This window comes from Vibrio qinghaiensis (genome assembly GCF_002257545.1).
GTDB classification, from domain to species: Bacteria; Pseudomonadota; Gammaproteobacteria; order Enterobacterales; family Vibrionaceae; genus Vibrio; species Vibrio ordalii.
On sequence record NZ_CP022741.1, the window covers coordinates 66,423 to 82,530 of the forward strand.

Below are 16,108 nucleotides of genomic sequence, written 5' to 3' on the forward strand. Positions count from 1 at the left end.
GTTGCGGCCTCATGCCGAAGCGAGTTACTCCCTTAATAAGTGAAGCAAAATCCATGGCTACTCCACAGATTGATAAATTAAGAAATATCGCGATCATCGCACACGTTGACCACGGTAAAACAACGTTGGTTGATAAACTGCTGCAACAGTCAGGTACGTTAGAGTCTCGCGGTAATACGGAAGAGCGGGTCATGGACTCGAACGATATCGAGAAAGAGCGCGGTATCACTATCCTTGCAAAAAATACAGCCATTAACTGGAATGATTTCCGTATCAACATCGTAGATACTCCAGGACACGCCGACTTCGGTGGTGAAGTTGAGCGTATCATGTCAATGGTTGACTCTGTTTTGCTGATTGTTGATGCGGTTGATGGCCCAATGCCACAAACTCGCTTCGTAACACAAAAAGCCTTTGCTCACGGTTTGAAACCAATCGTTGTTATTAACAAAATTGACCGTCCTGGTGCTCGCCCTGATTGGGTTATGGATCAAGTGTTCGACCTGTTCGACAACCTTGGTGCAACAGATGAGCAGCTCGACTTTAAAGTGGTTTATGCTTCTGCACTGAACGGTTGGGCGACACTTAACGAAGGTGAAGTTGGCGAAAACATGGAACCTTTGTTCCAAGCGATCGTTGACAATGTAGAGTCACCACAAGTTGACCTTGATGGCCCACTACAAATGCAAGTTTCTCAACTTGATTACAGCTCTTACGTTGGTGTTATCGGTGTTTGTCGTGTGACTCGTGGTAGCGTAAAAGCGAACCAACAAGTAACAGTTGTCGGCGCTGATGGTAAGAAACGTAACGGTAAAGTTGGTACAGTTCTGGGTTATCTTGGCCTTGAGCGTAACGAAGTTGAACAAGCTAACGCTGGCGACATCATTGCGGTAACAGGTTTAGGTGAGCTGAAAATTTCAGACACCATTTGTGACCAAAACTGTGTTGAAGCCATGGTGCCGCTATCCGTTGATGAACCGACAGTGACCATGACTTTCCAAGTCAATACCTCACCGTTTGCAGGTAAAGAAGGTAAATACGTGACTTCACGTAATATCCTTGAGCGTCTGCAAAAAGAGCTTGTTCATAACGTAGCATTGCGTGTTGAAGAAACCGACAACCCAGATCGCTTCCGCGTTTCAGGTCGTGGTGAACTTCACCTATCAATCCTGATTGAGAACATGCGTCGTGAAGGCTTTGAGCTTGCGGTTTCTCGTCCTGAAGTTATTTTGAAGGAAGAAGACGGCCAGAAAATGGAACCGTTCGAAACCGTAACGATCGATGTGATGGAAGATAGCCAAGGCGGCGTGATGGAGAAAATCGGCCTACGTAAAGGTGAGCTGACGAATATGACTCCAGACGGCAAAGGCCGTGTGCGTCTTGATTTCATGATGCCTTCTCGCGGTTTGATTGGTTTCCAAACAGAATTCATGACCTTAACCTCAGGTTCAGGTTTGCTTTATCATACGTTTGATCATTACGGCTTACACAAAGGCGGTAACATTGGCCAACGTAACAACGGCGTGTTGATCTCTAACGCGACAGGTAAAGCGTTGACTTACGCTCTGTTCAACCTACAAGAGCGCGGTCGCCTATTTACTGAGCACGCAGATGAAGTGTACGAAGGCCAAGTGATCGGTATCCACAACCGTTCTAACGACCTAACAGTGAACTGCTTGAAAGGCAAGCAGCTGACAAACGTTCGTGCTTCTGGTACCGATGAAGCGCAAGTATTGTCACCTGCAATCAAGTTTACACTTGAGCAAGCACTTGAGTTTATTGACGACGACGAACTAGTTGAAGTGACTCCACAGAGCATTCGCATCCGTAAACGTCATTTGACTGAAAATGATCGTAAACGTGCAAGCCGTGGCTAATACCACCATGGTATAAGTTAACGAGGTAATCTAAGGGCGAGGAGTGTACTTCTCGCCTTTTGCTTATCTGCAACATAGCCAGTTTTAGGTATAGAATGGTGATTGATGATAAAAATAAGCAGGGAGAAGGCATTTGAAAATCAAAAAGCTTGGCAAACAATGTTTACTGTTTACGCGTTATTTACTCAGCCGGATGGATCATGACCGCGTCAATGTTAATGCGGGCTATTTGGCTTATATCACGTTGCTGTCGATCGTACCTATGCTTACCGTGCTGTTATCAATTCTCTCCTCATTTTCTATTTTTGCCAATGTCGGTATGGTTATTCAAGATTTTGTGATCACCCATTTTGTGCCTGCCGCAGGCGATGTAGTGCGAGAGGCGTTGCTCGAATTTATCGCGAATACAGGTAAGATGACGGCTGTAGGCGGCGCCTTTTTATTCGTTGCAGCTTTAATGCTGATTTCCAATATTGACAAGAATTTGAACTACATTTGGCGGGTTAAAAATAAACGGCGCATGGTGCTCTCTTTTTCAATGTATTGGATGGTTCTTACGCTCGGGCCAATTTTAGTCGGCGCGAGTATTGCGGCAACCTCGTATATTACCTCACTCAAGGTTATTGACAGCGAAGCACTCTCCGGTGCTTATAATTTGTTGCTGCGCTGGCTACCTTTTATTTTGTCATTCTCTGCTTTTGTCGGTTTGTACCTGCTGGTGCCGAATAAAAAAGTGCATCTTTCACACGCCTTGGTCGGGGCAATGGTGGCGGCTATTTTATTTGAGTTCAGTAAAAAAGGGTTTGCTGCTTATATTACTCAGTTTCCCTCCTATCAACTGATTTACGGCGCACTGGCGGCGATCCCTATCCTGTTTGTGTGGGTCTACTTATGCTGGATGATTGTGCTCGTTGGGGCGGAGGTGACGGCGACTTTGGGTGAAAAAGAGCACTGGAGCAATGAGCAAGAAATGCTAAACTCATTGCCTATCTCCGAGCAAATGATAAAGGGAAATCAGAGTGATAGCGTTGATCCAGAGAGTGAGTGAAGCGGCGGTACGTGTTGATGGAGAAGTGGTTGGCGAAATCAATCAAGGCTTACTGGTGCTACTTGGGGTCGAAAGAGATGACGATGAGGCAAAGGCCAAACGTCTAGTCGAACGTGTGACTCAGTACCGCGTGTTTGAAGATGAAGAGGGAAAAATGAACTTGAACGTGCAACAAGTGAACGGTCAGGTTTTAGTGGTGTCTCAATTTACATTGCCAGCCGATACCAAAAAGGGGACGCGTGCCGGATTTTCAAAAGGTGCACACCCTGCTGATGCTGAGCGTCTGTATGATTACTTTTCGGATTTGTGTGAGCACCTTTTGCCAACTCAGCGTGGCCGTTTTGCACAAGATATGAAAGTCTCGCTGATTAATGACGGCCCAGTGACATTCTGGCTTCAGGTTTAATAAAGAAATGGATAGAGCCTCCTTCGTTGGGATCTCGCGGAGTATGAGGCTGTGATTTAGGGATAACCAAATGTTTAAACTGATTACGCCAAGTACCGACAACCAATTGAATAAATACTACCATTTTCGCTGGCAAATGCTGCGTGAGCCATGGCATCTACCGATCGGCTCGGAGCGCGATGAGTACGATGGCATGAGCCATCACAGGATGATTGTCGATGGTCGTAACCGACCGATTGCCATTGGTCGTTTGTACATTACGCCAGATTGCGAAGGACAAATTCGCTATATGGCGGTCAAAAGTAGCCGTCGTAATAAGGGTATGGGCTCTTTGGTGCTGGTGGCGCTAGAGTCGCTAGCTCGTCAAGAAGGGGCAAAGCGCCTAGTGTGTAGCGCCCGTGAAGATGCGATTGCATTTTATGAAAAGAACGGCTTTGAACGCCGGGGCTCGCTCAATGATGAACGTGGTCCGGTTCGACATCAACAAATGGTCAAGCCGCTTGATCCCATGGCCAATGTGATTCGCAAACCTGAATGGTGTACTGAACTGCAAGAACGCTGGGCAACTCACATTCCTATCAGCGAAAAAATGGGCATTAAGGTGACTCAATATACGGGCTACCAATTTGAGTGCAGCGCTCAGCTTAACCCTAATTTGAACCCACACAACACCTTATTTGCAGGCTCGGCATTTACCCTCGCTACCTTAACCGGATGGGGAATGGCGTGGCTATTGATGCGTGAGCGAAGCCTGAATGGCGATATTGTTTTGGTTGATAGCCGTATCCGTTATCGTCAACCTGTGATACATAACCCTTTAGCCTTCACTTCATTGGATGGCATCAGTGGAGATTTAGATCGCTTAGCCAGTGGACGCAAAGCGCGCATCGTCGTTAATGTTACTATCACTAGTGGTGGCCAACCTGCGGTCGAATTTACGGGCACCTATATGTTGATCCCCAATTACAAGGCATTATTAGCCGCCGCATCATGGTCTGAGTAAGTGTCGGCATCGCATGAATAGGCTGTGCGCTGCGTATCATGAAGCAGCTCAAAGTGCATTTTACGACACTTTTGTTGAAGGTTGAGGTTAATTTCCCCTTGACCCAATTCGACTAAATCCACGTGACCATCAAGGTTTGCCTTGAGCGTCTTTCCAACCAGCGGCGTCGTATTTATTACAATCCGACCTCTGTCTGAGCGAATAGCTAAACCTTCGAGCGTAAACGGCTCATGGCTGAGGTTCTGCTCAGGATCGCTTAGCGTCAATACGCCTTGTCGAATATTAAGCGTTGCTTCGCCAGCGAGGGAGTGGGCGAAGGTGGCGTAGTCTCCGGCGAGACCGTTGAACTGCGCTTCTAATTCACTGATCCCCTCTATGCTAAAGGGAAGCTGAGTGACTTTATTGAGCACTGTTAATGGTAGCCCATCGGCATGAATGTTGGCCTGCCAAGGCTGACTTAACGTTTGGAAATTCCAACGCGCAGTGGCATCGATATAGCCGCTTTCTAAAGGCATGAATAAACGATCTAGGTACCATTGGCCTTGCTCGCTACGCATCTCAACCACACTTTGTGTGCTCAACAGTGAATCATAGCTGGCACTGTTTGCACTGATGTTCAGCGCACCTCGCCACAGTCCTAAATGTCCCTCTTTCACAAGAGTCAGATGTTGGCCTTTGGCGTAGACACCAGATAATTGCCAATAAGGTGGCACAACTAATTGAATGAGTTGGCTATTAGCGATGGTGAGTTGCTCTATGATGAGGTTATCAACCCACGGCCAATGCTGGCTCAGCGAAGTAAAATCATCCTTATTCTCGCTTACCCATTTTACGCCACGAATAGTGAGCTGTTGCAGTGATGCTGAGGTCGGGGTAATAGCTCCTGACCATTGAATATCACCTTGTTTAAATTCACTACTGAAATCCTCAACAATGAGTACTTCCGGCTCGGCACGCAGACTAAAAATAGGCTCAATCCATTGTTGACCTAGCCAAGTTGCATCGTCGGCTCGTAGCGAGAGTTTGCCTTGTTGCTGCTGCCAAATATTGGCGTGTGGATAAATGTTCTCCAGCGAAATGTCGACGTTACGCAAGCTGATGTCCGCAAGCTCGATCTGACTGTTCAAAACATCTAAGCTATTGATATGGTTTATTTTGTCAAAGATCTGAAACCAACCCGATTGGCGTAAGGAGTGCCTCATCTCTCGGCTAAGATTGAGTTTTTCCAGTGTCACATTGATCAGCGACCAACCTTGAGGATACTGCTCGGCTTGACCCGAAATGGCCGCTCCGCGCCATGATAACGAGAGCCCATAGACGGTGCTGTTTTCAGGTTTGTAATCCATATCGAGCAGTAGATTATTTAGCGCCTCTCCTTGCCAATACCATTGTTCGACAGAGAGTTGTATCTCGCCGAAAGGTAGGCCCGTTGAGTCATCCAACCAATATGGATTTTTAATCTGCAGGTTAACGCCACGCGCGACCCAGCCTTGTTGAGCGATGTCGGCGTGATTGAGCGCGATTTGGCTAACCGAAATGGGCCATGATCGCAAATCGGTAGGAAGGCCATTTTGTAGGTTGATACCACGGAGAAGGATACTATCAACGGCGATTTTTTGGTCGCGAATGAGCTGTGGGCTGAGCCAAATATCGGCTTGCTCTATCGGTATGTACTGCTTATTTTGCCGCAGCGTTAGTTGGTTGAACTGAAAATGCAAAGGATACTGATATTGAAGAGATTGAAACCTCACGTTTCCTTTTGAAAGCCGTTCAACGAGAGTTTGAGCAACAGGAGTAGCATAAGAGGTATGTAGCAGCGCAAACATACCCAGCATGAAAGTGAGAAATAGCGCAATGATCGCAATCAGCAATGCCAAAGCCTTGTTCATGGTGTCCCTACTCGTGAATTGTTATCTGTGACAGAGTGAAACAAATTGCCTCACGCAGCAACAAAAAAAGCCCCTTTTAAAAGGGGCTTGGTAGTGACTTATCAGTTTTAGTCGAGTTGTGGACCTGCGGCCACTAATGCTTGACCTTCTGCGTTATCAGTATACTTGGCAAAGTTATTGATAAAGCGCGAGGCGAGATCTTCGGCTTTGCTTGTCCATTGTAGAGGATCGACGTAAGTATCGCGCGGGTCGAGGATTGCAGGATTCACATCGTGTAGTGAGGTTGGTACTTCAAGATTGAAGATTGGAATATGTTTGGTTGCTGCCTTCTCAATAGAGCCATCCAAGATAGCGTCAATGATGGCGCGGGTATCTTGGATCGAGATGCGTTTACCGCTACCGTTCCAACCTGTATTAACTAAGTAAGCTTCGGCGCCCACAGCTTCCATACGTTTTACTAGCACTTCGGCATATTGTGTTGGGTGGAGCGTTAAAAACGCTGCACCAAAACAGGCTGAGAAGGTTGGTGTTGGTTCGGTGATGCCACGTTCAGTACCCGCTAGTTTTGCCGTAAAGCCAGACAAGAAGTGATACTTGGTCTGTTCTGGAGTCAATTTAGAGACTGGTGGTAGCACACCAAATGCATCAGCGGATAAGAAGATCACTTTATTGGCGTGACCACCTTTCGATACGGGCTTAACGATGTTCTCGATGTGGTAGATAGGATAAGAAACACGAGTGTTTTCGGTTTTAGAGCCATCATCAAAATCAATCGAACCATCACGACGCACTGTGACGTTTTCCAGTAGTGCATCACGGCGGATCGCGTTATAGATGTCAGGCTCAGCTTCTTTGGATAGCTTGATGGTTTTCGCGTAGCAACCCCCTTCAAAGTTAAACACGCCATCATCATCCCAGCCGTGCTCATCGTCGCCGATTAATGCGCGTTTAGGATCAGTAGAGAGTGTGGTTTTTCCTGTACCAGACAGGCCAAAGAAAATCGCCACATCGCCCGCTGTACCCATGTTGGCTGAGCAGTGCATTGAAGCAATACCTTGCAGTGGAAGGAAATAGTTCATCATTGCGAACATTCCCTTCTTCATCTCACCGCCGTACCAAGTGCCGCCGATCAACTGCATCTTTTCCGTTAAGTTAAACACGGTGAAGTTTTCTGAGTTCAGGCCTTGCTCTTGCCATTTGTCATTGGTGCATTTGGCACCATTCATGACCACAAAATCAGGTTCGAAGTTGGCTAGCTCTTCTTCTGTTGGGCGAATGAACATGTTTTTGACAAAGTGCGCTTGCCACGCCACTTCAGTAATGAAGCGCACGCAAAGGCGCGTATCTGCGTTAGCACCACAGTAACCGTCAAGAACGAATAGACGCTTACCTGAGAGTTGACGACCAACCAATGTTTTCAGATCATTCCACACTTGTTGGTTAATCGGTTTGTTATCGTTTTTCGCTTGTTCAGATGTCCACCACAGAGTGTCGCGTGTGGTGTCATCTTTGACAATGAATTTATCTTTTGGTGAGCGGCCAGTAAAAATGCCAGTATCCACGGCTACAGCGCCAAGTTCAGTGACGATGCCTTTTTCGTAGCCTTCAAGGTCTGAGCGAGTTTCTTCGGCAAATAACAGCTCATAGCTTGGGTTACGAACCACTTCTGCTACGTTGGTTATTCCGTATTTGGTCAGGTCTAGTTGTGCAGCCTTTGTATGTTCCATGACGGTCATAGGTGCTCCTTGTAAGAGATTTTGTAGGGATTTTGTAATAATTTTTGTAATTGTTATCTGCTCACCATGCTAGCAACGGGTGGGTGATAAAACAGGGACGCAGCTCAAAAATCGCCCATGATACTCCTGTGGTTTTAGGTGTCCCGTCACATATTGGCGTAACTATTTTATCGCGTACGCAAACCTTTGCGCTAGATCAATAAGATTAATACTTTTAAAAAAATAAGTACGACATTCTGTTTGCTTTAGGCTTGATTTTACTAGGTTTTGATCACAAAAAAGCCAGCATAAAGCTGGCTCTGATACGTTTTTTGCGTGCTTGTTAATTCATGCAAATTAATGAATTGTGTCACTTCCTGAGGAGGCTTGTGCGTAGAGTGTTGCGATTTCAGCTTCTTCAAATGAGTAGTTGGTACCACAGTAATCACAATGTAAAGAAACGGATCCTTCAGACGATAAAATGTCGTAAATTTCCTCTTTGCCTATTGTGATGATGGCCGCCCCACTGCGTTCACGTGAACAACCACAATGAAATTCGACGGGTTGTGGGGTGAACAGCTGAACTTTCTCTTGGTTATACAGGCGATACAACAGATCGGTGGCTTCTAAGGTGAACAGCTCTTCATTTTTTACGGTGTTAGTTAACTGCTCTAAGTGCTCAAAATCATCGGGCGTACCCGTTCCATCTGGAATGGTTTGCAACAACATACCAGCGGCACAGGCTTTTCCATCTTGCTTACCAATGCGTATCCAAAGGCGTGTTTTCAACTGTTCAGAGCGGATGAAGTAACCTTCCAGCACTTCCACTAAGTTATCACCCTCTAAACCGACCACACCTTGGTAGCGCTCGCCTTTTTTGGGCTCGATAGTGATAACTAAATGGCCTTTACCCATCAAAGTGTGTAGGTCGGCATCATCGGCAATATCGCCTTTCCAGCGTGCGACACCACGCACTTTCTGTTCATTATCGCCATTGATAACGACTAAGGAAACTGGGCCATTGCCTTGCAGTTGCATGGTAATTGAGCCTTCAAACTTTAGCGTTGCGGTTAGCAAGGTCGTTGCGACGAGCAGTTCGCCCAAAAGTTTTTGTACTGGGGCTGGATATTCCTGGCTCGAAAGGATGTGTTGATACGCGTCGTCTAACTGTACCAACTCGCCACGTACAGATAGATCTTCAAATAAGTAGCGATTTAAAATGTTATTTGCCATTTAGCTATTTCCTCGGAACATGGTCCAGCTTTTATTGATGTTTGAATTTAATGATGTCACGACGCTCTTTTTTGTCTGGTCTGCGTTCGGGGCTTGGATTGTGTGCGTTGAGCTTACGTTGCTCGGCATGATGGGCACGTTTGGCGATGCTTGCTGCGGTTTCCGAATACAGGGTTTGTGCTTCTGGCGCGCTGCGCCTTTGCCCTAACAGATTGATCACAGTGACGATTTTCTCTTCTTGGCCTTGGCGCAAGGTAATCGTTGCCCCAAGCTCGACGATTTTGCTTGGCTTGGTGCGTTGGCCATTATAATGGACTTTACCACCATCGACCATACTGCGGGCGATCGAGCGCGTTTTATAAAATCGTGCTGCCCATAGCCATTTATCTAATCTTATTTGCTCTGTCGCAAAACTCATACTACAAATGTGCCTCAAAGGGAGTTAGTCTTGTACGTTTTATGGCCTTTACAATGGTGTTTTGGTTCCAGATTTTCAAGCTACCCGACAAAATAATGTCAGTAAAAAGGACGATAATGTCTCTTATGATATATTAATGTGTTTTTATAGCGCCATCTTATATATTCGTTCTATTCATATGGAACCCTAGTTTTAAATGGAAGCATAGTTTTAAATGAAAGCATAGTTTGAGGCTAATCAGCAGCTTTCCGTTTGGCTAACGGCTCGTAAATGTGAAACATCATAATTGAAGTAAGACAAATATCAGTGAGGACATCTTTTGAGGCAAATCGATTTTAGCAGTATGACCTCATCTCGCTTATGGCAAGCAGGTTTGCTACAAAAAATACCGCAATGGCAGAAACAAATCAGCCAATTTATTGCCTTAGTATTGCTGATCATATCGGCTTGGATTCTGGGAAAAATGGTGTGGCTGATGCAGCAAAACGCGGTTGATATAACGCCTTGGTCTCCAAGAGCAATCGCATCAACGCCGAATGCGGTGCGTTCGCTTGATCTCTCTTCTTTACAACAAGGAAGTTTATTTGGTCGCTATAGCGAGCAGAAGGTCGAAGCCGCACAGCCTGTGGTCAAAGATGCACCTAAAACCAGCCTTAGCTTATTATTGGTTGGGGTGGTGGCGAGCAATGAACCGAGTAAGAGTCTAGCGGTAATCGCAAACCGTGGCAGTCAAGCGACCTATGGTGTTAACGAAGTCATTGAAGGGACTCGTGTCAAATTGAAAGCGGTGTTCAATGATCGTGTCATTATTGATAACTCGGGGCGCGATGAAACCTTGATGTTGGATGGAATTGACTATCATAAACCGAGTGTGGCAAGGCCTGAGCGCGTTGTTGCATCGAATGTGCGTGGTAATAACCCAGCGTCTGCAGAAGAGAAGTTGGATGATATTCGCGCCGCTATTGCCAGCAATCCGCAAGAAATCTTTAAATATGTGCGCCTGTCGCAAGTGAAACGTGATGACAAAGTGCTTGGATACCGAGTGAGCCCCGGGCAATCTCCTGAGCTGTTTGAGTCGGTAGGGCTACAAGATGGCGATGTCGCAATCGCGCTAAATGGTCAGGATTTAACGGACCCAGACGCCATGAATAAGATTTTTCAGTCAGTCTCTGAGTTAACCGAAATGAACTTAACAGTCGAAAGAGACGGGCAATCCCATGACATTTATATCCAATTTTAGACAGACTGATGCATGAGCATGAGTTTAGGGAGTAAGACGTGAAGCATTGGTTAAACAAAACGACATGGTTATTGATGGGTGGCTTGTTGTCATCGCCGTTAGTCATGGCAAACGATTTTAGTGCCAGCTTTAAAGGCACCGATATTCAAGAATTCATCAATATCGTGGGCCGTAATCTTGAAAAAACAATCATTGTTGATCCTTCAGTTCGGGGGAAGGTCGATGTCCGCAGCTATGACACGCTTAATGAAGAGCAATACTACAGCTTCTTTTTGAATGTATTGGAAGTGTATGGTTTTGCCGTGGTGGAGATGGACAACGGCGTGCTCAAAGTGATCAAGTCGAAAGATGCCAAAACGTCTGCGATTCCTGTGGTTGGCGATGAAGGAAAAGAGAACGGTGATAGCGTGATCACGCGCGTTGTTGCGGTGCGGAATGTTTCGGTACGAGAGCTTTCACCTTTGCTGCGCCAGTTGATCGATAACGCAGGAGCGGGCAACGTAGTGCATTATGATCCGGCGAACATCATTTTGATTACAGGCCGTGCTGCGGTCGTCAACCGTTTAGCCGACATCATCAAACGAGTTGACCAAGCCGGTGACAAAGACATCGAAGTGGTGGAACTGAGTAATGCATCTGCCGCTGAAATGGTGCGTATTGTGGAGGCATTAAACAAAACCACGGATGCCAAAAATACCCCAGAGTTTTTGCAACCTAAGCTGGTGGCCGATGATCGTACCAATTCGATTTTGATCTCAGGTGATCCTAAAGTTCGTGAGCGCCTAAAGCGATTGATCACTCAGCTTGATGTCGAAATGGCGACCAGAGGTAATAACCGCGTCATTTACCTTAAGAATGCGAAAGCGGAAGATTTGGTTGATGTGTTGAAAGGGGTGTCTGACAACTTGCAGGCCGAGAAACAGTCTGGGCAAAAAACAGGGCAAAGTTCACAACGCACCGAAGTGATGATTTCAGCACATGCGCCGACCAATTCGTTAATTGTTACCGCCCCGCAAGACATCATGAAAGAACTAGAAGATGTGGTTGCGCAGTTGGATATTCGTCGCGCTCAGGTATTGATTGAAGCGCTGATTGTTGAAATGGCTGAAGGGGATGGCATCAACTTAGGCGTGCAATGGGGCTCACTCGACAACGGCTCTGTGATTCAGTATGGCAATGCGGGCGCGCCAATCGGTAAGGTAATGATTGGTTTGGAAGAAGCTAAAGATACCACCACCAGTAAAGCGGTTTATGATTCTGATGGTAATTTCTTGCGCAATGAAAACACCACTACCAAAGGGGATTACTCTACTTTGGCGTCAGCGCTCGGCGCGGTCAATGGTGCAGCCATGAGCTTAGTGATGGGCGACTGGACGGCCCTTATCAGCGCCGTGTCGAGTGACTCCAACTCGAACATCTTGTCATCACCGAGTATTACCGTGATGGATAATGAAGAAGCCTCCTTCATCGTGGGCGAAGAGGTACCTGTTTTAACAGGTTCGAGCGCGGGCGCAAATAACGATAATCCTTTCCAAACCGTAGAACGCAAAGAGGTCGGTATCAAGCTGAAAGTGGTACCACAAATCAACGAAGGCGACTCAGTTCAATTGAAAATTGAACAGGAGGTATCCAACGTATTAGGAGCGAATGGTGCTGTCGATGTCCGTTTTGCAAAGCGTCAATTAAACACATCGGTCATCATTCAAGACGGGCAAATGTTAGTTCTGGGGGGGTTGATTGATGAGCGCGCGGTCGAAAGTGAATCCAAAGTCCCACTATTAGGCGATATACCGGTTTTAGGCTATTTGTTCAAATCGACCAGTACCCAAGTTGAGAAGAAAAACCTGATGGTCTTTATTAAGCCGACCATCATTCGTGATGGCATGACGGCCGATGGCATCACTCAGCGTAAGTACAACTACATTCGTGCTGAGCAGCTCTATAACGCTGATCGTGGTTTGAAGCTGATGGCGAACGACAATATCCCTGTGCTGCCCAAGTTTGGTGATGACCGTACCCATTCTGCGGAAGTACAAGCCTTCATCGAACAAATGGAAAAACAGCAATGACCGAAGTTTTGTCGCAACCTCACTACCGTCGTTTACCGTTTAGCTTTGCCAATCGTTTTAAATTGGTATTAGAGCTGGTAGAAGACAACGAGCTGCCGACGTTATTTTATGTCGCACCGCTGGCTATCGAATCATTAGTCGAAGTGAAACGAGTCGTGAAACAGCCGCTCAACTTGGTTGAAATTTCACTGGCCGAATTTGAAAGTAAGCTGACCCAAGCTTACCAACGAGACTCGTCAGAAGCGCGACAATTAATGGAAGATATTGGTGCTGACAGTGATGATTTCTTCTCATTAGCCGAAGAGCTGCCGCAAAATGAAGATTTGTTAGAGTCAGAAAACGATGCGCCCATCATCAAATTGATCAACGCCATGCTTGGCGAAGCGATCAAAGAGGGCGCGTCGGATATTCACATTGAAACCTTTGAGAAAATCTTGTCGATTCGTTTTCGTGTCGATGGGGTACTGCGTGAAGTGTTAGCGCCGAGTCGTAAATTAGCGCCGTTGCTGGTTTCACGCGTCAAAGTAATGGCTAAGCTTGATATCGCTGAAAAACGTGTACCACAAGATGGACGCATTTCATTACGCATTGGCGGTCGAGCGGTCGATGTTCGCGTGTCCACCATGCCTTCGTCTCACGGTGAGCGTGTGGTGATGCGTTTGCTAGATAAAAACGCCACGCGCTTAGATCTGCACAGTCTAGGAATGACGGCCGCCAACCACGAAAGCTTCCGTCAATTAATCAAACGACCGCATGGCATTATTTTGGTGACGGGTCCAACCGGTTCAGGAAAATCCACCACCTTGTACGCTGGCCTGCAAGAACTCAACAGCAACGAGCGTAATATTTTAACCGTTGAAGACCCGATTGAGTTCGATATTGATGGTATCGGCCAAACTCAAGTCAATCCTAAAGTGGACATGACTTTCGCGCGAGGATTACGTGCTATTTTGCGTCAAGACCCGGATGTGGTCATGGTTGGGGAAATTCGTGATTTAGAAACCGCGCAGATTGCAGTGCAAGCGTCTTTAACCGGACACTTGGTGATGTCGACTTTGCACACCAATACCGCCATCGGTGCGATAACACGTTTGCGCGATATGGGAATTGAACCCTTTTTGATCTCATCATCGCTGCTTGGCGTATTGGCACAACGCTTAGTGCGCACCTTATGTCCAGATTGCAAAGAGGCCTACCAAGCCGACAATGAGCAGAAAAAACTGTTCAATTGTAAGAAAAAAGAGTCGCTGACACTGTATCGTCCGAAGGGTTGTGACAAATGTAATCACAAAGGGTATCGAGGCCGAACGGGTATACATGAATTGTTGCTGATTGATGATGAGGTACAAGCCTTAATTCATAGCGAAGCTGGAGAGCAAGCGATTGAAAAAACGGTGCGCGCGAAAACACCAAGCATTCGCGATGACGGGCTCGATAAAGTGCTGAAAGGCATTACCTCACTTGAAGAAGTGATGCGAGTGACGAAGGAAGCATAATGGCGGCATTTGAATATAAAGCGCTCGATGCCAAAGGCAAACAAAAGAAGGGTGTTATTGAGGGGGACCATGCTCGGCAGGTTCGCCAGCGCTTAAAAGAGCAAGGGCTTATACCGATTGAACTCATTGAGACGCAAGCGAAAGCGGCTCAGCGTGAACAATCGCCTTTCAGTTTTAAGCGCGGTATCAGTACACCGGACTTAGCGCTCATTACTCGCCAGTTATCCACTTTAGTGCAATCGGGTATGCCACTGGAGGAGTGTTTGAAAGCGGTATCTGAACAATCGGAAAAGCCGCGCATTCGCAACATGCTGGCCGCTGTTCGCTCCAAAGTGACCGAGGGTTATACCTTGTCAGACAGCTTGGGTGATTATCCACATATCTTTGATGACCTGTTTCGTTCGATGGTTGAAGCGGGCGAAAAATCAGGCCATTTGGATTCGGTGCTTGAGCGTTTAGCGGACTATGCTGAAAATCGCCAAAAAATGCGTTCCAAGTTACAACAAGCGATGATTTATCCGGTGGTGTTGGTGGTGTTCGCGGTGTGTATTGTGGCTTTTTTGCTGGCGGCTGTGGTGCCTAAAATTGTCGGACAATTTGTCCAAATGGGGCAAGAATTACCGAAGTCGACTCAATTTTTACTCTCCTCAAGTGATTTTATCCAGCATTGGGGTGTCCAATTGCTGGTGCTATTGGTGATCTTGATTTATCTCGTCCGATGGTTGCTAAGCAAGCCGAATTTGCGCTTGAAGTGGGATAAAAAAATCATCGGCATGCCGTTGATTGGCAAAATCACTCGCGGCCTCAACACCGCGCGTTTTGCGCGAACCTTGTCGATTTGTACCTCCAGTGCGATTCCTATTTTGGATGGGATGCGTGTGGCGGTGGATGTGATGTCCAATAAATACGTCAAGCAACAAGTATTGTTGGCGGCTGACAATGTTCGCGAAGGGTCGAGCTTGCGTAAAGCGCTTGAGCAAACCAAGTTATTTCCACCGATGATGCTGCATATGATCGCCAGTGGTGAACAAAGTGGTGAGCTCGAAAGTATGCTGACGCGCTCGGCCGATAACCAAGACGCGAGTTTTGAATCGACGGTCAACATCGCATTAGGTATTTTTACCCCGGCACTGATTGCATTGATGGCTGGGTTGGTACTGTTTATCGTGATGGCGACCTTGATGCCGATTTTAGAAATGAATAATTTAATGAGTCGTTGATCATGACTGAATTCTGCAATGATCACGGCCAAACTATGTTGGAGATTGGAATGAGAACAAAAACAAATAAACAGTCGGGCTTTACTTTGCTTGAAGTGATGGTGGTTGTAGTTATTTTGGGTATTTTGGCGAGTTTTGTGGTGCCTAATTTGCTCGGTAATAAAGAAAAAGCTGACCAACAAAAAGCGATTACCGATATTGTCGCACTCGAAAATGCGTTGGATATGTATAAATTAGACAACAGCGTGTACCCAACGACAGATCAAGGCTTAGAAGCGCTAGTGACCAAACCGTCGAATCCTGAGCCACGCAACTACCGCGATAACGGTTATATTCGCCGTTTGCCAAATGACCCTTGGGGCAACCCTTATCAATACTTAAGCCCTGGTGATAACGGTACGATTGATATCTTCACGCTGGGTGCTGATGGTCAAGAAGGCGGCGAAGGCGCCAGTGCCGACATAGGCAACTGGAACATGCAAGATTTCCAATAA

The 16,108-nt window shown here is 46.5% G+C and carries 13 protein-coding genes; 9 read left to right on the forward strand and 4 right to left on the reverse strand.

Translation table 11 applies throughout. From position 1 onward, the window contains the following. Nucleotides 1-53: 53 nt before the first annotated feature. The 4 genes from typA (at nt 54) to CCZ37_RS00345 (ending at nt 4,334) form a co-directional block, all read left to right on the forward strand. Nucleotides 54-1,877: a translational GTPase TypA gene (gene typA, locus CCZ37_RS00330; protein WP_094499481.1), complete on the forward strand. Its 1,824-nt coding sequence runs from the start codon at nt 54-56 to the stop codon at nt 1,875-1,877. 193 nt (nt 1,878-2,070) lie between these two features. Next, on the forward strand, nt 2,071-2,925 hold the full coding sequence (locus CCZ37_RS00335) for a virulence factor BrkB family protein (protein ID WP_425275057.1): 855 nt from the start codon (nt 2,071-2,073) through the stop codon (nt 2,923-2,925). Further along, the gene (gene dtd, locus CCZ37_RS00340; protein WP_010319745.1) at nt 2,897-3,331 is read left to right on the forward strand and encodes a D-aminoacyl-tRNA deacylase; all 435 of its coding nucleotides are present in this window, start codon (nt 2,897-2,899) and stop codon (nt 3,329-3,331) included. The genes CCZ37_RS00335 and dtd overlap by 29 nt, the downstream gene beginning before the upstream one ends. A gap of 70 nt (nt 3,332-3,401) precedes the next feature. Further along, nucleotides 3,402-4,334, forward strand: coding sequence for a bifunctional GNAT family N-acetyltransferase/hotdog fold thioesterase (locus tag CCZ37_RS00345; protein ID WP_010319746.1), 933 nt, complete (start codon nt 3,402-3,404; stop codon nt 4,332-4,334). On the opposite strand, the gene CCZ37_RS00350 is transcribed toward CCZ37_RS00345, so the two are convergent. From CCZ37_RS00350 to hslR, 4 genes are all read right to left on the reverse strand, one after another. Then, on the reverse strand, nt 4,295-6,223 hold the full coding sequence (locus CCZ37_RS00350) for an AsmA family protein (RefSeq protein WP_094499482.1): 1,929 nt from the start codon (nt 6,221-6,223) through the stop codon (nt 4,295-4,297). The two genes, CCZ37_RS00345 and CCZ37_RS00350, sit on opposite strands and share 40 nt — an antisense overlap. Before the next feature lie 107 nt (nt 6,224-6,330). Next, nucleotides 6,331-7,959 carry a phosphoenolpyruvate carboxykinase (ATP) gene (gene pckA / locus CCZ37_RS00355; RefSeq protein ID WP_010319748.1) on the reverse strand — a complete coding sequence of 543 codons (1,629 nt, stop codon included), beginning with the start codon at nt 7,957-7,959 and terminating at the stop codon, nt 6,331-6,333. Nucleotides 7,960-8,295: 336 nt separating this feature from the next. Next, entirely contained in the window at nt 8,296-9,171 is an 876-nt protein-coding gene (gene hslO, locus CCZ37_RS00360; RefSeq protein WP_010319749.1) for an Hsp33 family molecular chaperone HslO, read from the reverse strand. A 31-nt stretch (nt 9,172-9,202) separates the two neighbouring features. Next, the gene (hslR, locus tag CCZ37_RS00365; protein WP_010319750.1) at nt 9,203-9,589 is read right to left on the reverse strand and encodes a ribosome-associated heat shock protein Hsp15; all 387 of its coding nucleotides are present in this window, start codon (nt 9,587-9,589) and stop codon (nt 9,203-9,205) included. A gap of 328 nt (nt 9,590-9,917) precedes the next feature. Here hslR and gspC point away from each other — a divergent pair, with 328 nt between their 5' ends. From gspC to gspG, 5 genes are read left to right on the forward strand one after another with little or no spacing between them, the layout of a single operon-like run. Further along, on the forward strand, nt 9,918-10,829 hold the full coding sequence (gene gspC / locus CCZ37_RS00370) for a type II secretion system protein GspC (protein ID WP_422641337.1): 912 nt from the start codon (nt 9,918-9,920) through the stop codon (nt 10,827-10,829). 38 nt (nt 10,830-10,867) lie between these two features. Beyond that, on the forward strand, nt 10,868-12,898 hold the full coding sequence (gspD, locus tag CCZ37_RS00375; protein WP_094499484.1) for a type II secretion system secretin GspD: 2,031 nt from the start codon (nt 10,868-10,870) through the stop codon (nt 12,896-12,898). Further along, nucleotides 12,895-14,394, forward strand: coding sequence for a type II secretion system ATPase GspE (gene gspE / locus CCZ37_RS00380; protein ID WP_010319323.1), 1,500 nt, complete (start codon nt 12,895-12,897; stop codon nt 14,392-14,394). Before gspD ends, gspE begins: the two co-directional genes overlap by 4 nt. Continuing rightward, nucleotides 14,394-15,614: a type II secretion system inner membrane protein GspF gene (gene gspF, locus CCZ37_RS00385; protein ID WP_010319322.1), complete on the forward strand. Its 1,221-nt coding sequence runs from the start codon at nt 14,394-14,396 to the stop codon at nt 15,612-15,614. The genes gspE and gspF overlap by 1 nt, the downstream gene beginning before the upstream one ends. 50 nt (nt 15,615-15,664) lie before the next feature. Next, complete coding sequence (gene gspG / locus CCZ37_RS00390; RefSeq protein WP_010319321.1) at nt 15,665-16,108, forward strand: type II secretion system major pseudopilin GspG; 444 nt, start codon at nt 15,665-15,667, stop codon at nt 16,106-16,108.